This is a genomic window from Oligella urethralis DSM 7531, from assembly GCF_000372065.1.
Lineage (GTDB): Bacteria > Pseudomonadota > Gammaproteobacteria > Burkholderiales > Burkholderiaceae_B > Oligella > Oligella urethralis.
The window spans coordinates 259,060-280,582 of the sequence record NZ_AQVB01000001.1 but is presented as its reverse complement, the minus strand read 5'-3'; the positions used below and the strand labels follow the sequence as shown (position 1 = coordinate 280,582).

Annotated in this window: 14 protein-coding genes; 5 read left to right on the top strand and 9 right to left on the bottom strand. The window is 48.5% G+C overall.

Annotation, left to right across the window (positions count from 1 at the left end; all coding sequences use genetic code 11):
• Positions 1 to 75: 75 nt before the first annotated feature.
• Entirely contained in the window at positions 76 to 1,944 is a 1,869-nt protein-coding gene (gene ilvD, locus A3GA_RS0101265; RefSeq protein WP_018025571.1) for a dihydroxy-acid dehydratase, read from the bottom strand.
• Between the two features lie 21 nt (positions 1,945 to 1,965).
• On the bottom strand, positions 1,966 to 2,946 hold the full coding sequence (locus A3GA_RS0101260; protein WP_018025570.1) for a polyprenyl synthetase family protein: 981 nt from the start codon (positions 2,944 to 2,946) through the stop codon (positions 1,966 to 1,968).
• A 233-nt stretch (positions 2,947 to 3,179) separates the two neighbouring features.
• Here A3GA_RS0101260 and A3GA_RS0101255 point away from each other — a divergent pair, with 233 nt between their 5' ends.
• The 4 genes from A3GA_RS0101255 (at position 3,180) to A3GA_RS0101240 (ending at position 7,065) form a co-directional block, all read left to right on the top strand.
• On the top strand, positions 3,180 to 4,112 hold the full coding sequence (locus A3GA_RS0101255) for an ATP-binding protein (RefSeq protein ID WP_018025569.1): 933 nt from the start codon (positions 3,180 to 3,182) through the stop codon (positions 4,110 to 4,112).
• Between the two features lie 34 nt (positions 4,113 to 4,146).
• The gene (locus A3GA_RS0101250; protein WP_018025568.1) at positions 4,147 to 5,130 is read left to right on the top strand and encodes a Nudix family hydrolase; all 984 of its coding nucleotides are present in this window, start codon (positions 4,147 to 4,149) and stop codon (positions 5,128 to 5,130) included.
• A 155-nt stretch (positions 5,131 to 5,285) separates the two neighbouring features.
• The gene (locus tag A3GA_RS0101245) at positions 5,286 to 6,530 is read left to right on the top strand and encodes an NnrS family protein (protein ID WP_018025567.1); all 1,245 of its coding nucleotides are present in this window, start codon (positions 5,286 to 5,288) and stop codon (positions 6,528 to 6,530) included.
• Between the two features lie 34 nt (positions 6,531 to 6,564).
• The gene (locus A3GA_RS0101240) at positions 6,565 to 7,065 is read left to right on the top strand and encodes an RrF2 family transcriptional regulator (RefSeq protein WP_018025566.1); all 501 of its coding nucleotides are present in this window, start codon (positions 6,565 to 6,567) and stop codon (positions 7,063 to 7,065) included.
• A gap of 146 nt (positions 7,066 to 7,211) precedes the next feature.
• On the opposite strand, the gene A3GA_RS0101235 is transcribed toward A3GA_RS0101240, so the two are convergent.
• The 3 genes from A3GA_RS0101235 to gcvH all read right to left on the bottom strand — a co-directional run bounded on the left by A3GA_RS0101235 (position 7,212) and on the right by gcvH (position 10,301).
• A complete protein-coding gene (locus A3GA_RS0101235; RefSeq protein ID WP_018025565.1) occupies positions 7,212 to 8,279 on the bottom strand; it encodes a YkvI family membrane protein in 1,068 nt (355 codons plus the stop codon).
• A gap of 102 nt (positions 8,280 to 8,381) precedes the next feature.
• Positions 8,382 to 9,635: a D-amino acid dehydrogenase gene (locus tag A3GA_RS0101230; protein ID WP_018025564.1), complete on the bottom strand. Its 1,254-nt coding sequence runs from the start codon at positions 9,633 to 9,635 to the stop codon at positions 8,382 to 8,384.
• A gap of 291 nt (positions 9,636 to 9,926) precedes the next feature.
• Complete coding sequence (gene gcvH, locus A3GA_RS0101225) at positions 9,927 to 10,301, bottom strand: glycine cleavage system protein GcvH (RefSeq protein WP_018025563.1); 375 nt, start codon at positions 10,299 to 10,301, stop codon at positions 9,927 to 9,929.
• Positions 10,302 to 10,681: 380 nt separating this feature from the next.
• On the opposite strand from gcvH, the gene A3GA_RS0101215 reads away from it, so the two are divergent.
• Positions 10,682 to 11,023 carry a GrlR family regulatory protein gene (locus tag A3GA_RS0101215; protein ID WP_018025561.1) on the top strand — a complete coding sequence of 114 codons (342 nt, stop codon included), beginning with the start codon at positions 10,682 to 10,684 and terminating at the stop codon, positions 11,021 to 11,023.
• A gap of 29 nt (positions 11,024 to 11,052) precedes the next feature.
• On the opposite strand, the gene A3GA_RS0101210 is transcribed toward A3GA_RS0101215, so the two are convergent.
• From A3GA_RS0101210 to A3GA_RS0101195, 4 genes are all read right to left on the bottom strand, one after another.
• On the bottom strand, positions 11,053 to 12,324 hold the full coding sequence (locus tag A3GA_RS0101210; RefSeq protein ID WP_051052485.1) for a BaiN/RdsA family NAD(P)/FAD-dependent oxidoreductase: 1,272 nt from the start codon (positions 12,322 to 12,324) through the stop codon (positions 11,053 to 11,055).
• Between the two features lie 11 nt (positions 12,325 to 12,335).
• Positions 12,336 to 14,597 (bottom strand): arginine/lysine/ornithine decarboxylase, encoded by a 2,262-nt coding sequence (locus A3GA_RS0101205; protein WP_018025559.1) that lies wholly within the window; start codon positions 14,595 to 14,597, stop codon positions 12,336 to 12,338.
• Positions 14,598 to 14,707: 110 nt separating this feature from the next.
• Complete coding sequence (dcd, locus tag A3GA_RS0101200; protein WP_018025557.1) at positions 14,708 to 15,271, bottom strand: dCTP deaminase; 564 nt, start codon at positions 15,269 to 15,271, stop codon at positions 14,708 to 14,710.
• A gap of 96 nt (positions 15,272 to 15,367) precedes the next feature.
• Positions 15,368 to 21,523, bottom strand: coding sequence for a translocation/assembly module TamB domain-containing protein (locus A3GA_RS0101195; RefSeq protein ID WP_244264031.1), 6,156 nt, complete (start codon positions 21,521 to 21,523; stop codon positions 15,368 to 15,370).

The window sequence follows — 21,523 nt, the reverse complement described above, 5'->3', positions numbered from 1 at the left end:
GATACACCCATGCGGTGACCGCTCCCTAGCCTACGCTCATCCTCAAAAATCAAGCCTCAAAGCCTTGATTAAGGTCTAACGTCTGCGCTCTACCTGAGAGACATCTCTAACCGCACCGCGGTCAGCCGAGGTGGCTAATGCGGCATAGGCACGTAGCGCTTGCGATACATAGCGCTCACGTTGCAGGGGCTTCCAGGCATCCGCACCACGCGCTTCCATACGCTCGCGTCGCGCTGCTAATTCCTCATCACTGATGGCTAAGCGGATGGTGCGATTCGGAATATCGATCTCGATGCGATCGCCTTCTTCTACTAAGCCGATATTGCCACCTTCTGCCGCTTCTGGTGAAGCATGACCAATCACCAAACCAGAGGAACCGCCGGAGAAGCGACCATCCGTCAACAACGCTGCCTTAGCGCCTAAGCCCTTAGACTTAAGGTAGGAGGTGGGATACAGCATCTCCTGCATGCCGGGCCCGCCTTTAGGACCCTCATAACGAATAATCACCACATCGCCCGCTTTGACCTGATCGCCTAAAATGCCCTCAGTTGCCGCATCCTGACTCTCAAAAATTACCGCTTTACCGGTAAAGGTTAAAATACTTTCATCCACGCCGGCCGTTTTAACAATACAACCGTTAGGGGCTAAATTGCCATAGAGGACGGCTAAGCCACCATCCTGCGAATAGGCATGCGCCTTGTCACGAATACAACCAGCGACACGATCGGTATCCAGCTGCTCATGGTAGTTATTTTGACTAAAGGCCTTGACCGTACGTACACCACCGATACCAGCACGGTAGAACTTCGCCGCTTCCTCGCTACAGCTCTCCGACATCACATCCCAGCGCTGTAAGACATCCGCCAGATCCTGGCCTGCCACGTGCTTTGCTGTGGTATCCAACAAACCGGCACGATTTAATTCCGCCAAAATACCAATGACGCCACCGGCACGGTGTACGTCCTGCATATGATATTGCGAGGTTGCTGGTGCCACTTTACAGAGGCAAGGCGTATGACGCGAGATGCGATCAATGTCCTTCATGGTAAAGTCCACTGCTGCCTCTTGCGCTGCCGCTAAAATATGTAAAACCGTATTAGTTGAACCGCCCATGGCCACATCAAGGGTCATGGCATTTTCAAAGGCCGCCTTGGTCGCAATACCACGCGGCAAGGCTGAGCTATCGTCATTTTCATAATAGCGCTTGGTCAATTCCATGATTTTACGACCAGCCTCTAAGAACAGCTCCTTACGTGCTGCATGGGTCGCTACGATCGAGCCATTACCCGGTAGGGCTAGGCCCAAGGCCTCGTTTAAACAGTTCATGGAGTTAGCAGTAAACATACCGGAGCACGAACCACAGGTAGGACAGGCATTTTGCTCAACCAAGGCCGTTTCTTCATCAGACACCTCAGGATCGCCTGCCTTAATCATGGCATCCACTAAGTCAAGCTTAATCACCTGCTCACCACTTGCCGCCGCAGGCATCTCGCCCGCTTCCATCGGACCGCCAGAAACAAAGACGGTAGGGATATTTAAGCGTAAGGCCGCCATCAACATCCCGGGGGTGATTTTGTCGCAATTCGAGATACAAACCATGGCATCAACACAATGCGCATTAATCATATACTCGACGGAATCGGCGATTAGTTCGCGCGATGGTAATGAGTACAACATACCATCATGCCCCATGGCAATCCCGTCATCCACGGCAATGGTATTAAACTCCTTGGCGATACCACCGGCCGCCTCAATCTCACGAGCCACTAATTGACCCATATCCTTTAAGTGGACATGACCCGGCACAAACTCAACAAATGAGTTAACCACAGCAATAATCGGTTTGCCGAAGTCCTTGTCCTGAATACCGGTGGCGCGCCATAGTGCACGCGCACCCGCCATATTACGCCCATGGGTGGAGGTTTTAGAACGATAAGCAGGCATGGCTATCTCCTTAGTAATAAATTAATTGTCTCGCTCAATGGCAAAGCGAGCCAATTGAAGGAGTGACTGTTTAAAAATAGAATCGGGGAAATCGGCAATCGCCTCTTCGGCTAACCTAGCCTCACGCTCTGCCAAGGCACGGGTGTATTGCAAAGCATCCGTCGACTGAATGGCAGCGGCTACCTCGGCAAAATTCGCATCACCCGTCTCAATGGCATCGCGAATCAGTTTAACTTGCGCCGCATCACCTACTTCCATCACACGAATTAGGGGCAAGGTTGGCTTACCCTCACGTAAATCATCACCGACGTTTTTGCCAAGCGCCTCGGCATCACCAGAATAATCCAGCACATCATCAATCAACTGGAAGGCGGTACCCATATGGCGACCATACGCAGCAGCCGCCTCTCTTAGCTCATCGGACACATCGCAAATAATCGCACCAATCTCGGCTGAAGCCTCAAACAGCTTGGCTGTTTTGTAGCGCACCACCTGCATATAACGCTCAACTGACACATCCGGATCATGAACATTGAGCAGCTGCAGCACCTCGCCCTCAGCAATCACTGTGGTAGCTTGAGAAAGCACTCGCAAAATCTCCATGCGGTCCACCGACACCATCATCTCAAAAGAGCGTGAGTATAAATAATCACCCACTAGCACACTGGCGGCATTACCAAAGACGGCATTTGCCGTCTCCCGACCGCGACGTAGATCGGACTCATCTACCACATCATCGTGTAATAAGGTTGAAGTATGAATAAACTCCACCGTTGCTGCCAATAAATGATGATCCTGAAACTCCTGCTCTCGCGGCTGATAGCCCAGTGCATTGGCAATCATCAGCACCAAGGCCGGGCGCAGTCGCTTGCCACCGGAACCGATAATATACTCACCAACGGTGCGAATCATCACGACTTCTGAATTCAAATAGGAACGTATAACGAAGTCAACTGCTGCCATATCCTGCGAGATAGGACTTAAAATCTGCGTAGCGCTCAAGACTCTTCCTGATAATTTAAAATTAAATTAAAAACTTTATTGAATGATAAACAAGTATGGGCCGCCCCTATGCTTTTTATGGCAATTCGGCTACGCTGCCTACCCCTCAATAAACTCTTTGAAATTAAAATCATTCTATTATAGGGGAAATTTTGCCATTTTAAAAATTAGCGGTGCTAATCTTGTAGCCATCCATTCAGATTATCATTGTATAGCCCAAGATTTTATATTTTATGACGAAGCACAAAAAACTTAAGAAAGCACTCAATGAGCCACACCACGCTCACACCGATGAAACCACGCCCAGTTTGCCAGAATTGATGCGAACAGCGCATCAGGTGTTATTACAATTGCAAGCGTGGTTGCCGCCCACCCCACCAGCGACCGATTGGAATGCGATTGCTTATCGTTGGCGGCGCAAGGGAAATACGGCCTGGTTAGCACCTATTTATAAGATCGACACAATTGAACCGGTCGATTTATTGCATGTTGAGCGTCAAAAGGAAATTTTAGAACGCAATACCCGTATGTTTGTACAAGGCAAACCAGCGAATAATGTCTTAATGACTGGCACTCGCGGCACGGGTAAAAGCTCCTTAGTGCGCGCCATGCTGAGCCAATTTGCCGATGCGGGCTTACGCTTAATCGAAATTGATAAGGATGATTTAGCTGATCTCAGTGAAATAGCCGATCTGGTACGTGAGCGCAGCGAGCGCTTTGTTATTTTCTGCGATGACTTATCTTTTGAGCAGGGTGAATCGGGCTACAAGGCTTTAAAGTCTATTTTAGACGGCTCCATTGCCGATAGTGCCGACAATTTACTGATTTACGCCACCTCCAATCGACGTCATTTGATGCCTGAATATCACACGGAAAATCTAGAGCACAGTAGCGGACCACAGGGTGAGATTCATCCGGGCGAAGCAGTGGAGGAGAAAATCTCACTCTCCGAGCGCTTTGGTATCTGGCTATCATTCTATCCATTTAGCCAAGACCAATACTTAGCCATTGTTAGATACTGGCTACAACAAATGGGCTGCCCACAGGAGCACATCGAAACAAGCCGCACCGAGGCCTTACAATGGACGCTTGAGCGTGGCTCACGTTCCGGTCGGGTGGCACGGCATTTTGCCCGTGATTGGACCGCTCGACACCTAAAAGACTAGTCGATGATATTCACTTATTCTTGCGGGAGCGCCTATGTCTGCAACCAAACCCTTTCTGAATGTCGCTGTCGGTGTATTAATTAATGCCGCCGGTGAGGTGTTATTAGCTCAACGACCTAGGGATAAGTCCTGGCCCGACTGGTGGGAATTTCCAGGCGGCAAAATCGAAACCGGGGAAACGGCACTCGCAGCCCTTGGGCGCGAACTGAAGGAGGAGCTGGGTATTCAAATCACCACAGCAAGCCCATGGGTATGCTATGACTATGAATATCCTAAAACCCGCGTCCGCTTAGCCTTTTTCCTTGTCACTGCCTGGGACGGTGAGCCTAAAGGCATTGAGGGTCAACAGGGTGTACGCTGGTTTAAAGCCGAGGATGCGGCCACCTTGGATAAGCTACTCCCCGCCTCAATTGCACCCTTGCGCTGGTTAAGTGAGCTTTCTGCCTTATATGCGATTAGCCCCGCTTGGCATCCGGAGAGTGATCCCGAGGAGCTAAACCAATACGTGGCACAGGCAATTCAACGAGGCGTGCGCTTATTTCAGTTCCGTCAGCCCCAATGGCCAACGGGGACTGCTTGCCCTAAGCTAAAGCGACTATTTGAGCATATGCTGGCACTTTGTCATGCTCAAGGGGCCAAATTACTCATTAATAGCGTGCACCCCAAGGCCTGGTGGGCAGCGGCAGATGGCGTACAACTACGCGCCGCTGATGCCATCCTGCTTGAAGAGCGTCCCCTGGCAGAGAGCAAACTACTCGGAGTCTCCTGCCATCATCTCGGCGATATCCTAAATGCACGGCGATTGGCGGCGGATTTTATGCTCCTAGGGCATGTACTAGCTAGTAGCAGTCATCCAAATGAGGCCGCCATGGGGTGGCACAAATTTGCCGAACTGGCCGCCCAAGCCTCCCGTCCCGTCTATGCCATTGGGGGATTGCGTCCTACTGATCTGGAAGTTGCCCAAGCGCATCATGCCCATGGGATTGCAGCAATTAGTGCCTTTAAACTATCGCAATAACAGCCAGTTTAGCCATTTACCCTAAAAAGAAGACGCTGCAGAGAAAATCAAGCCGCCGATAGTCATCATTGTCCTTTTACTTAGACAAAGCAACGTCCTCAGCGTATAATATGCAGATAAAATACATAATATAATAATTGTCTTAGGAGTCTACTATGCTGCAAATTCATGCCCCGGGACCCAAGCCTTCGGCACCGCACCCTATCCTGAATATGGGATTCAGGATCTTTTTTGCGAGTGGTGCCCTCTTTGCGATCATCACCATGTTCCTGTGGATATTTGTTTTTACCGGGAAACTAAGCTTAGCTGCTCAGATATTTCATCCCTTTTATTGGCATGCGCATGAGATGTTTTATGGTTATACCATGGCCATTGTGGCAGGTTTTTTACTGACCGCAGTACAAACATGGACCGGTGTCACCATGCCCTATGGCTATCGCTTACTCGGCATCTTTGCGCCGTGGGCTGTGGCACGTTGTTTATGGGCAGTAGTCGCTTTTAATCCCGGCCAAGCCATCAGTTATAGCATGATGGTGATTGCTTTTATAGCGGATATGAGCTTTATGATTTTAATGTGCTATACCGTTGTGCGGGCAGTACTTAAAGTAAAGCAAAAGCGCCAAGCCGGTATTGTAGCCAAGATTCTGCTGCTCACGCTCAGCAACGCACTTTGTTATCTTGCAATCTTCAATGGCAATATTGAATTAATGCGCATTGGTATTTACTTAGGTTTTTACCTCCTGATTGCCCTCGTACTCACCGTTGGTCGTCGGGTCACGCCCTTTTTTATTCAGAAGGGTTTAAGCTACGACAATCCAACGATTGAACTGAGTATCCGCAATTCCAAAACGCTAGATAGCTTGAGTTTAGTGTTTTTCCTAGCCTTTATGATCTTTGATATCTTTTTCCCTAACCCCATCTTGGTCAGCGTCAGCGCAATCGCTACAGCGGTAGTGAATCTTATCCGTTTAAGGGGTTGGTATCACCCTGCCATTTGGACCAAACCCTTGCTCTGGTCACTTTTTCTGGGCTTCATTGGCATGTGTATTGGCTTAGTACTCTATGCCTTGCACTACTTATTTCATCTTGGCACGCATAGTATTGCAGTGCATGGTCTGGCCCTTTCTGGTATCGGCATGATCACCATCGCCATGATTTCTCGCGTTTCTTTAGGGCATACGGGGCGCAATATTCATCAACCACCTAAAACCGTACCGTGGCTTTTCATGTTGATGGTAATCGCTTTTCTCGCACGCGTTATCTTGCCGCTCTTTAGTATGGATCACTATATAATGTGGATTATGATTGCTCAGACCGCTTGGATTATTAGCTTTGCCTTATTCTGTGTGAGTTATATTCCAATACTTTGCAAAAATCGTGTTGACGGTCTTTTTGGGTAATCTACATAATTTTAAATAAAGAAAAGCTGAGACGATGCGCTTAACTACCTATAGTGATTACGCTTTACGCTGTCTGATCTTCTTGGCTATCCAAGAAGATCAAGAGAAATTGCTGAATATTAAAAATATTGCCGAGGAATTTGAGATCTCGCAAAACCACTTAACAAAAATTATCCACCAATTAGCGACCATTGGCTACATTGAAAGTGTCCGTGGTCGTAACGGCGGCATTCGCTTAGCTAAATCACCCGCCAGTATTAATTTAGCTGAGGTGATTAAGCAGACCGAGGTGGACTTTAACCTGGTCGAATGCTTTGCCCCCTTGGATAAGGAGTTATTCTTTAGGCCACAGCGCCAGGGGCAAGCGCTAGCAACAACTGAGCTAACGGCGAGCCACTGCAAGATTTCACCACGCTGTCAACTGAAACGCATCTTTTTTGAGGCTACGCAAAGCTTTTTAAATGTGCTTAATCAATATACCTTGGCAGATGTGATTAGTAATAAAGCTGAGCTTAGGGGTCTACTCGCCAGCTAAGCCGCCTGGGCGACCAATCAAGCCAGCGTAGACAAGCGTATTACGCCTCGATGCGTTCAGCGCCAACGCATCGTCTTTAGCACCCCTAAAAAAGAAAAGGGACTGATGGCTTCAATCGCTTTACATCAGTCCCTGTAACGCTTAGCTTAAGCCGCTTTTCTGGTCTTTAGCCAATACCACATAATCGCGATAATAATCACGACACCCAGTACACCCATCAGCGGATACACGGAACCCACTAATCTACCAAAGCCGAACTGACTTAAAACCACCCCAACCACAGTACTTAGCACTGCGATCACACGGAATTTACTGCTATTAGGAGCAGCCCAGCGTGAGGCGAAAGCAAAGAACATGCCCACCGCCGTACTGTAAATCATCGCAAACAGCGCAGCCACGGTAACGTAGCCTAACAGCGGGTGCATTTGAGAAGAAAGTAAGAGGGTCGGCACTTCAATCGCGTGCAATTTATCAATATTAAGATACAGTGCGATATTGAGGAATACGATTAAAACACCTAGGCCTAAACCACCTAAAATACCCCCTTGACCAGCAGCACTTTCTGATTTGGTCATACCGCCAATCACGGCTAACATAGGGAAACCCACGCCCACGTTAAAAGCGGCATAGAGCACGCCACTCATAAACCAACTAGGCACCTCCCAACCGAGTAAGTTAATCACACTAAATTGCTCGGCATGCAGGTCTTGCGCTGCTACATCGAAGGTACCATTAAAAACAGCATAAGCCATCACCGATAAAATCACCAGTAACAAAAAGGGAATCACTGCACTGATTAAATAAATGATGCTTTTCAGGTTCAGACATAGCGTTAATACAACCACGACTGCCATCACAATTGAGCCCGTCAACCTATCCCAACCGAACTGCTGCGCAAAGGTGGAACCTGCCCCTGCCAACATAATCACGCCAACGCCAAAGAGGAAAAATATCAATAAATAATCCACTAAGGCACCGCCGGTACTACCGAATAAACGAGCCAACACCTGATGATGTGATTTAGCCTGCATTCTGGAACTGATCTGAGCAATTTGCATACCGACAAAGGCAAATAAAAAGGCCGCTACCAATGAACCACCTATACCCCAAGCCCCATAGCCGGTAAAGAACTCAATCACCTCACGACCCGAGGCAAAACCACCACCAATAACGACCGACATATACGCCATCGCAATTAAAAACTTCTGTTTCATATGGATCTCCTATCTATCTCCTATCCACGTATGGATTTTTTGTGCAACCTAAGCTAACCCCTTGTGCTCACACAAGGGGTTTCATAAACAATATAAAAAAACTTAATAACGCGAAATATCTAAGCCCTGAATACTGATTTCTGGCGTTTTATTAGCCAGTAAATGCGCTGATAACTGGGCCGAACCGCAGGCCATGGTCCAACCTAAGGTACCGTGACCGGCATTAATAAAGAGATTAGGATACTTCGTTTTACCAATGATCGGTGTGCAGTCAGGGGTTTTGGGTCTTAAACCTGTCCAGAACGAGACGTCACCACTTAAGTCACCGCCTTCAGGATAGAGATCCTGGCAAATCATTCTTAAGGTGGCTTCACGCTTCGGATTGAGGCTGTAATCAAAACCACGTAATTCAGCCATACCACCGATACGGATGCGATCATCAAAGCGGGTGACCGCAACTTTATAGGTTTCATCCAATACCGTAGATACCGGCGCCATTTCAGGATTGGTGATAGGTACGGTGATTGAGTAGCCCTTCATCGGGTAGATCGGCGCATTTAAACCTAATGGCTTAATAAACTGTGGTGTAAAAGAACCTAAGCAAACCACATAGTGATCTGCCGTTTCCTTTTTGCCATTAATAATCACGCCCTTGATGGCACCACGTTCTAATTCAAAACGCTCTAATTTTTGCTCAAAGCGAAATTCGACGCCGAGCTCCTTGGCTTTTTCTGCTAATTTCGTGGTAAATTTCAAGCAATCACCCGTTTGGTCACCGGGCAGTCGTAAACCGCCGGCAATCTTGTGTGATACCTTGGCCAAGGCAGGCTCCACCCGTGCCACACCCTGCGTATCCAGGAGCTCATAGGCGACGCCCATTTCCCGTAGCACTTCAATATCCTTGGCTGCCGCATCGACCTGCTTTTGCGTACGGAACAGCTGCAAGGTGCCTAGTTGGCGCTCATCAAAGTGAATATCAATTTCTTGACGTAGCTTATCCATCACGTCACGACTATATTCTGAAATCCGTACTAAGCGCTCCTTATTAATCGCATAATCCTTGGCATTACAATGCATCAGCATTTGCCACATAAAGCGATACTGACTCATATCCAAGGTCGGCTTAATGGCTAAGGGCGCATGCTCTTCCATCAGCCACTTAAGGGCTTTTAAAGGAACCCCAGGGGCGGCCCAAGGGGTTGAGTAACCCGGCGAGATTTGTCCCGCATTTGCATAGCTGGCCTCGTGAGCCACCTGTGATAAGCGCTCAATAACGGTTACTTTAAAACCCTCACGAGCTAAATAATACGCGGTGGTGGTACCAATAACACCAGCACCTAACACTATCACATGCATTGATTGACTCCTAATGTCTTTTTCTGCCGCTACCGGCAAAGCTGTATAAACGACGTTACGCTGACCGTGTGCCTAAGCCATCAGCAAGTACTTGCAGTACGCAAAACCTTGCTAAAGACACGCACACCAAAGCCCACGATCAACAAATCGTTGTGCGAAAGCTGATGCGAGTTTCAAGTAACGGTCTGTAACTAGCAAAGTATAATGCTCGCGCGCATGCTTGGCAAGGCACGTATCCTATGGCGTTGCAGCACACCCAGCAGGCTGCGATTAAACCCTGTGGACGTGCTTTTATTCACGCTCAGTAAGGTACGCTGCCCCATCTAAAAGGCCATCCAGATCATCAGGATTATCCACCTTCATTTTGAAAATCCAATGGCCATATGCGTCATCATTGATTAAATTTGGCTCAGCATCTAAGGCCTCGTTAAACTCAATAATTTCACCCGCTACCGGCGCATAAATATCTGAGGCGGCTTTAACCGATTCTACTACCGCAGCCACTTCCTTAGCCGCGAGCTTTTTACCCACTTCCACTTCACCAACAAAGACGATATCACCTAATTGCTCTTGTGCATGGTCGGTGATGCCTACAATATAAGCATCACCCTCTGCCTTAATCCACTCATGCGTTGGCAGGTATTTACGATCATTAGGTAAAGACATAATTTCTCCTTAACAACGTAGCGTCCAAGGCTTAGTCCATGGACGCTTAACATTCAAACAATCTAACAAGGGATTTTAAAGCAATTCGGCCGCTTCGTGGCATTCCTTTTCAAGGACTGCACATCAAATCAACACAGCCATTGATTAGCTGCCACGCCCTTGCTGATATTTAAAATAATTAACAGAAAATAAGCGCTAAAGCCATAGCAAAGACAGATTTTGATCACAAATAAATACATTTAAATTATGACAATTCATAATTTTCTGTTATCGTAACTAAGCAATTCATACATTTAATAAAAATGTAACGATCAACGCTTACACTTTTAGCGTGTATTTTGGGGTTCTGCCCTAATCACTGAGGATCAAGGAGTGATTTAATGGATAACGGTTTCTACGCAACATTGGTTGAGGGCTCAACCGCAAAGGCAGGTATTACGGTCATCGAAGATAATCGTATTCGTGGTGGTGATGATGAGTTTTTATACTCAGGTACTATTACTACCGAGACTGCTGGTGGCAATGTCGTTGCCAGTCTTCGCTTCCGCTCGTATAGCGCCAGCGATGAAAGTGATTTTTTCGGCTTTACCGAAAGGGATTTTGAGCTCTCTCTAAGTGGTGAAAAAACGGAAGAGGGCTTTAGAGTCACAGGCTACAGTCCCAGTGGTCGCGAGATGGTGATCTTAGGTAAGCGCCTCTCGGCCATTGACTTTAGCGATTAATCTACAGCGAGACCACCACTAGCGCCGCGCTAAGCATGGGCAAGGCCACTTACCATTGACAGAGTGGCCGCCATGGCATCGGCACAGACCACAGCGCTGGACCATGCCCACTGGAAGTTATAGCCACCTAGCCAACCGGTGATATCAACCACCTCGCCGATAAAGTAGAGCCCCGCTACCGCCTTGGCCTCCATCGTTTTTTGGTTTAAGGCCTCGGTGGAAACACCGCCACGCATCGCCTCGGCTTTTTTATAGCCTGCCGTAGCACTTGGCTTAAGCGACCAGTTTTCTATCGCATAGGCGAGTTCACGCAGGCGCTTATCAGCCACTTCCGCCAGCCGTATATCCGTTTTAAAGCCTAGCTGCTGTGGCCATAATTGAGCCAAGCGTTTAGGCCAAATCGTACTTAACAGCGTCAATAACTGTTGTTTGCTACGACGCTTTTCCTCTAATAGCCAATCCTCGTTATTACTTTGATGGTTTAAATTTAAATAAATCGGTGACTGCCCATCCCAGTAAGAAGAAATTTGCAAGACCCCCGGACCTGATAAACCGCGATGGGTAAAGAGCACGTCCTCCACAAAGCGCTGCGCTTTTTTGCCCTGCCCATTCGCAATCAGCACCTCCAATGAGATGCCTGAAAGCTCAGAAAACCTTTGCCATTGCTCTGCCTGAAATAGCAAAGGCACTAAGGCAGGTCGTGGTTCCACGACTTTGAGACCGAATTGACGTGCCAAGCTTAAGCCAAAGTCAGTCGCCCCCAGCAGCGGGATCGCCATGCCACCCGTGGCCACCACCAATTTTTCTGCGCTTAACACGCCCGCCGTGGTTTGCAGCCTATACATCGGCGCCGCCCCAGCTGACGCCATACGCTCCACGCCCTCAACCGCACAAGGCATACGCCAACGGACACCGGCCACATCACATTCATTTTTCAATAAATCAATAATGTCTTGCGCCGAATGATCACAAAACAGCTGACCCTTATGCTTCTCATGCCAAGGGATTTGATAACGTTCCAACAAGGCCAGAAAATCACTCGGCCGATAGTAAGTTAAGGCATAGCGTGCAAAGCGCGGGTTTTGCGAGACATAATTTTCCCAGCTGGCGCCGAGATTAGTAAAGTTACAACGACCACCCCCAGAAATGCGGATTTTTTCACCTAACTTTTGTGCATGGTCGAGTAACTGCACCGATAATCCAGCTGCCGCAGCACGGGCCGCACACATCATGCCTGCCGCCCCTGCGCCGATAATAATCACATCACTATGCGTATTGGACGCTACCTTTGACCTACTCATACCTAGGCCAATCACTTATCCACTAAGCAATCAACGTAGTAACGAATGCTGCCGTCCTCACGTTGCTCCATGCTTAAACCGTGCACAATGGTCTCAAAGCCCGGGAAAGATGCATTAAACTCGCAGGCAAACTGCAAGTACTCCACAATGGTGCGATTAAAACGTTCGCCCGGAATCAACAAGGGAATACCCGGCGGGTACGGTGTTAATAATACCGCCGTAATACGTCCCTCAAGCGCATCAATATCTACCCGTTCAATTTCACGGCGCGTCATCTTATTAAAGGCATCGGCTGGACGTAGTGCAGCCTCCATCTCACTTAAGTAGACCTCGGTCGTAATACGTGCCAGATCATGACGGCGGTACGCTTCATGCGCTAGTTGACATAAATCACCCAAACCCATTTTTTCATAGCGTGGATACTGCTTAACAAAATCAGGCATACAACGCCATAAAGGCTGATTACGATCATAATCATCCTTAAACTGCTGCAAGGCAGTCACTAAGGTATTCCAACGACCCTTGGTAATACCGATGGTAAACATAATAAAGAAACTATATAAACCAGTTTTCTCTACCACAATACCATGCTCTGCCAAATACTTACTGACCAGTCCTGCTGGGATCCCCCGTTCACCGAACTCACCGGAAATCTCCAGGCCTGGGGTAATTATGGTCGCCTTAATCGGATCCAGCATGGTAAAGCCCTCACTGATATTGGCAAAACCGTGCCATTCATCATCCGGCTCCAGCAACCAATCCTCCTGCTCCCCAATATCATCATGCACTAAACGTGGCGGCCCCCACACCTTAAACCACCATTCGTCCTTACCATAATCGGAAGCGACCTTGCGCATGGCGCGACGGAAGTCCATGGATTCGCGAATACTTTCCTCGACCAAGGCCGTGCCACCCGGCGGCTCCATCATTTGCGCCGCCACATCACAAGAGGCGATGATGGCGTATTGCGGTGAGGTGGAGGTATGCATTAAAAAGGCTTCGTTAAAAATATTACGATCCAATTGACGCGTTTCGGATTCTTGCACCACAATCTGTGAGGCTTGCGACAAACCGGCTAAGAGTTTATGCGTCGAGTGGGTTGCAAAAATTAAGGGCTCCTGTGGCCGCGGGCGGTTCTCACCGATGGCATGCATATTTTCATAAAAGTCGTGGAAAGATGCGTGCGGCAACCATGCCTCATCAAAGTGCAGATTATCAATGGTGCTACCAAGCTTTTCCTTAATCATTTCGACGTTATACAAAATACCGTCATAGGTCCCCTGTGTCAGCGTCAAAATCCGTGGCTTTTTATTTAATGCCTCACGCGCAAAAGGGTTAGCTGCGATCTTGGCTGCAATACTGGCTGGCTCAAACTCAGATAATGGAATTGGACCGATAATGCCCAGATGGTTACGGGTTGGACGTAAAAACACGGGAATCGCCCCGGTCATGGTAATGGCATGCAAAATCGATTTATGACAGTTACGATCCACCACCACAATGTCGCCCTCGGCCACCGTACCGTGCCAAACGATTTTATTGGAGGTTGAGGTACCGTTGGTCACAAAGTAGCAGTGATCGGCTTTAAAAATACGCGCTGCATTACGCTCTGACTCGGCGACAGGACCAGTGTGATCTAATAACTGACCTAACTCTTCCACCGCATTACAGACATCGGCGCGCAGCATATTTTCACCAAAGAACTGGTGAAACATTTGCCCCACCGGGCTTTTTAAAAAGGCCACCCCACCCGAATGTCCTGGGCAATGCCAAGAATAAGAACCGTCCTGCGCATAATTCACCAGGGCGCGGAAAAATGGCGGCGCTAGGGTGTCTAAGTACTTTTTAGCCTCATGAATAATATGTCGCGCCACGAACTCCGGTGTATCCTCAAACATATGAATAAAACCGTGCAACTCACGCAAAATATCATTTGGCAAATGCTCACTGGTACGCGTTTCCCCATGCAAATAAATCGGAATTTCATCGTTGCGGAAGCGTAACTCGGCAATAAATCCGCGCAACTGACGAATCGCACTGGCCACCTCTTCAGGTGAATCCGAATCGAACTCCTCATCATCAATCGATAAAATAAAGGCACTGGCGCGACTTTGTTGCTGCACAAAAGAGGTTAAATCACCGTAGCTGGTCACCGGTAACACCTCCATTCCTGCTTCCTCAATCGCATCCGCCAAAGCACGGATACCAAAACCAGACGCACTGTCAGAACGAAAGTCCTCGTCAATAATTACAATAGGAAAACGGAACTTCATGTATAACCCCTATGGTCAAAGCTTAATTCCAAAAAAAGAAACCATAGCACAGCAAATGCTTAGGTGCTATGGCTTAACGACTACCTAGCCAATGGCTCGCATGCCTGCATTTAGGTTTTAGGCAGGGTCACACCTGTCTGACCCTGATACTTACCAGCACGATCCCGATACGAGACCTCGCACACCTCATCCCCTTCAAAGAAAAGCATTTGGGCGCAGCCCTCACCCGCATAAATTTTGGCAGGTAAAGGGGTGGTATTAGAAAATTCCAAGGTCACATGCCCCTCCCACTCTGGCTCTAAAGGCGTGACATTGACAATAATCCCACAGCGAGCATAAGTACTCTTACCCAAGCAAACGGTAAGTACATTACGCGGGATACGAAAATACTCTACCGTACGCGCTAAAGCAAAGGAATTGGGTGGAATAATGCACACATCCCCCTCAAAATCCACAAAAGACTTTTCATCAAAGGCCTTAGGATCAACGATAGTGGAATTGATATTGGTGAAAATTTTAAATTCACGCGCACAGCGCACATCATAGCCGTAACTACTGGTACCGTAACTGACAATTTTCTCGCCATTTATCTGACGCACCTGACCCGGCTCGTAAGGCTCAATCATGCCCTGCGCAGCCGCTTCGCGAATCCAACGATCATTTTTAATACTCATGCTACCCTGCTCAACTTAATACCTTAAGAATGTATAGCTCATTAGTTTACTATGCTCTGTCGCTCAACAAAGCTTAGCGACAGGATGCCGCCCAATCTAATCTCTAAAGAAACGACGATAGACCATTTCCAGCCCATTTACGGTACCAACCTTGGCATCGACGGTGAGGTTACGAATAAGGGTATAACTCACTCTGGCCACGGTGCCCGAGCCTGATAAGGCCTGCTCAATACTTAAATCAATGCCTTCCTTTAGACGCTTCGTAATTTTAATAAACTGCTCGGCAATATCATCCTGCCCCTGATAAGCGGTACTATCGCCTACCGTACGACGCGGCAAGAGCGAACCAGACTCACCTACATCGCCTTTGCGAATGGCAATATCATCAATCCCTAGCTGCTTATATATCGGTTCACTCTCCGGATCACCGCCGATTAAGGAGGTACCGACGCTGAGCAGCATCGCTAAATCCCCACCGCTACTATCCGGTCCGCGCCCCATAATCAACCACGAAAGCTTTTCTACCTCACTCACATCAGGATAGGACACTAAGGTAATTTTAGGGTTACGGGCATTACCTACTACCCGCAAACCAGCTTCAACTTCCAAATTACGACGCAAGGCCTCAATATCTAATACCGGATTCGCAATATCCCCTTGGAAAGCAATGCGTCCACGACGAATCTGCAAACGCTGACCATAGGCCTCAATTGCACCCCCACGGGTATTAAACTGACCCTCGGCGCTTAACTCATGCTGCGCCTGCTTAATCGTAATGGCACCGACTAAACCAGCATCTAAGCCAAAACCCACCACATAAAAGCGCGGCCCTAAGTCCACCGTAAAGTTCAACAATAAATCCAAGTCGGATTGCTTAGCGACTGGCGCTTCCTCACCCTTACGCACCACAATCACATCCGAATCCAAGGTGGGTGCGGTGCCTTTAATATCCACACTGACCCAACCGGCATCAGCAGTCACCTTGCCGTCCACCACAATACGCGGTAAGGCCGCATCAACCGCCACCTGACCGCTCATCATGGCAAAACGATCCGTACGTTGCAAAATAGGATAATGATCTAATACGACATTCACCTTACCACGTGAGGTCTGTAGATTCCATTGACCGGTGATATTGAGACTACCGTTTTGCGCCGGTGGATTTTCTTCAATCCACTGACGCGTACGCCACTCTTTAGGCACAATACGAATCACACTAGGGAAGTAAAGACGATTAATTACCACATTATTGCCATTAAGCCCTAGATCTAAGGTGCCGTTGAGGAGACGAATCCCATTTTCCACCTCCACAATACGCAAATCCTGCGCTTTCACCCCACCTGCAGTGAGCCAACGACCACCTCGATAATTGGCCTTGACATCCACATCCACACGGCCACCTAATTCCAGCAAGTCGCCCGTAAGGCCTGTCAGCCAAGAAATATCATCCATATGACCGACGATCTGCGCTTGGGTGCTGTTATCAAAGACCGGACTAAAACCGTCCAAATGCAGTTGCGCATTGCCTTTAAGATGCCCCTTGGAGTGCGTGGCTAGATTCAGATCAGCCGTCAACAAACTACGAGTGCCGCCTTGTGACCGGCTGCGGATACGTAAATCCATCGTCTGCAAGCCTAAGGCCACTGGTGGATCGCTAGGCAAAATAAAATCACCACGGCGATGTAAAATAGCGGCGGTGCCGTTTAACGCGCCATCAAAGTCCACATCCCATTCCACATCAAAAACCGGTGGATTCGTCACCGGCGTTTGGCGTCCCCGCACAATAATGCCATGGTTAAGCGATTTACCCTCCGCATCGGTGCCTAAAGTAATGCCAAAAGCATCCGTCACATCCTCCAATAACTGTGGGGTAAGTGTGAGCCCACGGATAGCCCCTTTGCTATCGAACTTACCGTCTTTACCTTTGGAACCGCCTTGTTCCAAGCTGATACGATGGTTGCCCGGTAAAGTAATCTGCACGGTTGAGGCGCCCACATCCCACTCGGGTTTAGCATTAGCGCCTTGAGGAATAAAGCTTAAGCTAATACTTTCCGGCTGATTAATAGCAAAGCCAGCATGCGCCACATCAAGCCGTTCGATCACCCCAGACCAGCCCTCATAGCCATCCGCTAAAACTTTCCAACCACCATGCGCTGCCACATCAAAGTCGATGGGCGCTTTACCCACCTCCTTGAAATTACCCTGACTAAAACGACCCTTGGCGCTCAGATGATTATCGCTAATGCTGCCATCCAAGCGTAAATCCAAATCAATCGCCCCCGGTAAATCCGGCCACAACTCACTCAGGCTGGGTGCTTTTATCGATAATTGCAGACGATCATCGGTCTGACCAAAAGCACCCGCAGAGACAATCCGACTTTTACCTAAACGCAGATCAATATCGGCCTTGCTCACACTGAAATCACGCTCATTTTGAACATAAAGGCCGACATCAATTTTGCCCTGCAAGGGCTGACGATTCCAACGACTGCTGGGCTGAAACTCACCCGTGACATAGGCCTGTAACGGTGTATTATCCTCTTTCAATAACAGATTAAAGTGAATATCCCCGTTTATCATGCCGGGCGGCACCGCACCATAACTCACCTTTTCTAGTGGAATGCCTTTGGTCTGCAACAGACCGTATAGACGGGTCTGCTCCAAATAATTGCCGGCACTACCCGTAAATACTTGGGCATTCAGCTCGGACTCGTCGGGCAGCGTTAAATTAAGTTGCGCACGTTCCAACATAAAGGGACTGGCTGGGTGTAAATATAACTGCGCATCTAACTCAGACTTCGGCCCTGCGCCTTGCGCCACAATATGCATACCCTCGGCGCTGAAGCCTTGATTATCAGCGCTTGCCTCATTGGGATTATCCTCAATCGTTAGCTGTAAGTGATCAAAATCCAAGGGCACTGGGGTCGGAAAGGGCCATAAACCGGAGCTCTCTTGACGTTGTAGCTGAAAGCTACCACTCAGTTGATCTTCTTGCTTTAAATGCCACTCCGCATCAAAAACCAATTCATCCTCAGGCTTCACCGCAGCTAGTGGTGCTAATACCTTCTTATGCTGTAGACTATCCGCCGCTGCCTGTAAGTACTCATAGAGGGTCATGCTAGCGATCAGATGCTTGAGCGATCCTTGAGTCTGCCAATGGGATGCCTGCCCCTCGCTGTGTTGATGGTAAATATGGCTTTGACGGGCATCGGGATAAGTTAAGCTCAGCTCCGTCTCACCCACACGCCAGCTTAACTGCTGCTTATCGGTAGGCAACATAAACTGTAGCGGCACCGGCTGTTGATTACTAAGCGCCATACCGGCATAGGAGGCATTGAACTGCGCCAAGGATAAGCCCCAGCGCTGCGCTTGCCCGCTATCAAAGCTCACACCACCATCCGCTTCAAGCGCTAGTAACAAGGGCTGTGCTTTTTTATCGGTGCTTAAAAAGGCATCATAAAGACCATTTATACTTAAACTATGCTGCTCAACATCACCTCGAAGCGTCAAATCCAACTGTGCCTGACCCGGCGTCTGCGGCCACCATTGCGCCAAAACAGGTATCTCTGCAGTTAACTTAAGCTCACTCTCAGGCTGACCCACATCCCCATGTAACACAATTTTCGACTGCGCTAAATCAATCACCGTATCCACGTGATTGAGTTTAAGCTGATACCACTTCGGTGTAGCGAGGGCCTTATCTAAAGCAATTTGCTGCGGCAAGGCAAAGACCCCTGCCAAATCCACCTCGGCTTTAATTTGACCACTTAAATCCTGCCTATTCCAACGACTACCTGGCTTAATTTTCAGATCAGGTTGTAGCCTTAAGATTTGCACTCCTTGCAACACAGTCGTCGCCACCGTCCCCTCTAAATTTAAGGTGGACTGCTGCGGTAACTGCCCCAAGCTAAAGGCACTTAAGTCAAACTCGCTCGCCTCAATACGAGCAAGCCATTGCCTTACTTGATGTTGACTAAGGTCGGGGGTGGTATCAATATCCACCGTTAACGATGCCTTATCTGTACTGTCTACGTGGATGCTCGCTTGACTCAAGGCCATGGCAAAGCCTCTTTCAAGGCTCAGATCGGCAGTTAGCGCCGACTGCTCACCCTCAGCTGCGGCCTTAATCACTAATTGCTTAGCCCCTTCTTCACTCAAGGCTGGTGCTAAATTAATGCTTATTTGCTTAAAATCTAAAGGCAAAGGGTGCACTAAAGGCAGGATGGTGGCACCGCTTTGGCGTTGTAAATGCAGTGTCCCCGTCACTTCCGGCTGTGCTTTTAAATCCCACTCCCCATCATAGCTAATGGCCTGAACCCCGCGTTGCGCTGCCATCGTTTTACGCAGTTGCGCCAAGGTCTGCTGCTGCGCTTTACGTTCAGGCGCCTTTAAGGCGGCCAGTGGCTGCGCTTCCAGGGCGGCTAAACGGGCATCTAACTTAGGCTCCAGCCCGACTAATTGCATGAGTTGATTAGCCAGCGTCAGATTCTTAAAATCCCCCTTGCTGGCCCATGAATTTGCACTCAGCGTGGTGCGATGATGATGTACCGTGCCCTCATGCTCGCCGGGCATGGTTAAGGCCAAATCGACCGTACCAATCGCCAGTAAAAAATCATCTGCCGTTTGCTTAAAGCTTAGATCCAGCGTATCCTGTTGCGCGAGCTTAAAGCCAGCGTGGGAGGCTTGTAATTGATCCAAATCAGCCTGCCATTGATAGCGACCCGCTGCACTACTTAATTGACCTTTTAAATCAAAATGCATATCCAGTGGTGCTTTGCCCAAGCCTTCCTGTGGCACCGCAGCTGAACTAGCAGCAGCCACTGCTGGTTCATAATGCAATTGCGCTTTCATATCATGCGCACTAAGACTACCCAACATATTCAGTTTAAATGCTGCACGACCAGCGGCTGTGGGTGTCACTTGCGATAAATCCTGCAAATCCACATCTAACTGTAAACCCTCATGGGCGGTTTCCGAGCGACCAAACTGCCCCTTGGACTCAATACGATTAGTACCTAAACGCAATAAAATATCAGCACGATTAACACTTAGTTTGTCCCAAGCCGTTATCTCTGGTTCTGGAAACACCTCGCTAAAATCCAAATCAATATTAATCCCGCCATTTAAAGCCTCGGAATTCCAACGACTGCCGCGGAAAATACCACCCTTAAACAGCAAAGATTGGGGCTTAGCATGCGCATCCACATCCACTGCAAAATCAAAGGCTGAATCTAAACGTGAACCGTCCTGCACTAGATCCAACACAAATTTATCCGTCTTCAACGTCCCTTCTAAACGACGTGGGACTTTTTTATCGGCTTCTACGCTCACATCACTAGACGCTAAGGGCACGGAATGAATATCCGCCTCCAAGCGCATATCCTTTGCCACCGTTAAATCAATCACGGCCTTTGTTAAAGGAATGGTGGACTCAATATCTAGTCCGGCATCAAGGTTTAAATCCAAACCCTGCTCTACCCCATTGGCTTTAATTTGCAACGCCAAATCGTCCAAACCACCATCGGCCTGTACCATCGCATCTACCTGACAACGGGTTTGAATACGCATATCGCCTGTTTTGCCGAGCAGGTAGTTTACGCACAACGGAGACTGGGTATGTAGCCCCTGATTCACCGTATCTAGACGCACATGCATCGGCCAAGGATAGGCTAATTTATCTAGTGCTACGGTACCGCTTAACTCGCTTTCCACATCGGGATGAGTCACCGTCAAGCGCTTTAGCTCAGCCTTGGTCCCACGATCATCTAAGACTAGATTCTGTAGATCAAAATTACTCAAGCCAACGGGTAAATTCTTGCCCTGCGCATCGGTCATGGTAAATTTACCGACCGAAACCCGATTAACTTGGATACTAATCGGGAGACTTAACTCATCAGCCGGTTCTTCCTCAGCTTTAGGCCCCGTTGGAAAAAGCTCAAGACTTAAATCACCACTAACTAGATGCTCAACCTCTAAGCGCGCTCGCAACAAACTCAACCAATTAACTGCTAAGGCATTGTCCTTGGCAACCACCTTGAGCGATGGCGTAACCACCTCCAATTCTTTACTCTCAATACCGCTCCAGATGGTACCTTCAATCTGTAGCATTCGCCCATTAATCTGTGCCATCACGGTATTTAACAGCCAGCGACTGCCAGACTGCGTGCCCACCAACAAGGCTAAAGCCGTGAACAGCAGGATCAAAATAGCAGCGATAAGGCGGAGCCAAGTAAATCTAAAAAAACTCATCAT

Excerpts from the sequence above, each read along its gene's own strand:
- ilvD (WP_018025571.1), bottom strand. The coding sequence starts at position 1,944 with ATGCCTGCTTATCGTTCTAAAACCTCCACCCATGGGCGTAATATGGCG.
- A3GA_RS0101255 (WP_018025569.1), top strand. The coding sequence starts at position 3,180 with ATGACGAAGCACAAAAAACTTAAGAAAGCACTCAATGAGCCACACCAC.
- A3GA_RS0101250 (WP_018025568.1), top strand. The coding sequence starts at position 4,147 with ATGTCTGCAACCAAACCCTTTCTGAATGTCGCTGTCGGTGTATTAATT.
- A3GA_RS0101245 (WP_018025567.1), top strand. The coding sequence starts at position 5,286 with ATGCTGCAAATTCATGCCCCGGGACCCAAGCCTTCGGCACCGCACCCT.
- A3GA_RS0101240 (WP_018025566.1), top strand. The coding sequence starts at position 6,565 with ATGCGCTTAACTACCTATAGTGATTACGCTTTACGCTGTCTGATCTTC.
- A3GA_RS0101235 (WP_018025565.1), bottom strand. The coding sequence starts at position 8,279 with ATGAAACAGAAGTTTTTAATTGCGATGGCGTATATGTCGGTCGTTATT.
- A3GA_RS0101230 (WP_018025564.1), bottom strand. The coding sequence starts at position 9,635 with ATGCATGTGATAGTGTTAGGTGCTGGTGTTATTGGTACCACCACCGCG.
- gcvH (WP_018025563.1), bottom strand. The coding sequence starts at position 10,301 with ATGTCTTTACCTAATGATCGTAAATACCTGCCAACGCATGAGTGGATT.
- A3GA_RS0101215 (WP_018025561.1), top strand. The coding sequence starts at position 10,682 with ATGGATAACGGTTTCTACGCAACATTGGTTGAGGGCTCAACCGCAAAG.
- A3GA_RS0101210 (WP_051052485.1), bottom strand. The coding sequence starts at position 12,324 with ATGAGTAGGTCAAAGGTAGCGTCCAATACGCATAGTGATGTGATTATT.
- A3GA_RS0101205 (WP_018025559.1), bottom strand. The coding sequence starts at position 14,597 with ATGAAGTTCCGTTTTCCTATTGTAATTATTGACGAGGACTTTCGTTCT.
- dcd (WP_018025557.1), bottom strand. The coding sequence starts at position 15,271 with ATGAGTATTAAAAATGATCGTTGGATTCGCGAAGCGGCTGCGCAGGGC.
- A3GA_RS0101195 (WP_244264031.1), bottom strand. The coding sequence starts at position 21,523 with ATGATGAGTTTTTTTAGATTTACTTGGCTCCGCCTTATCGCTGCTATT.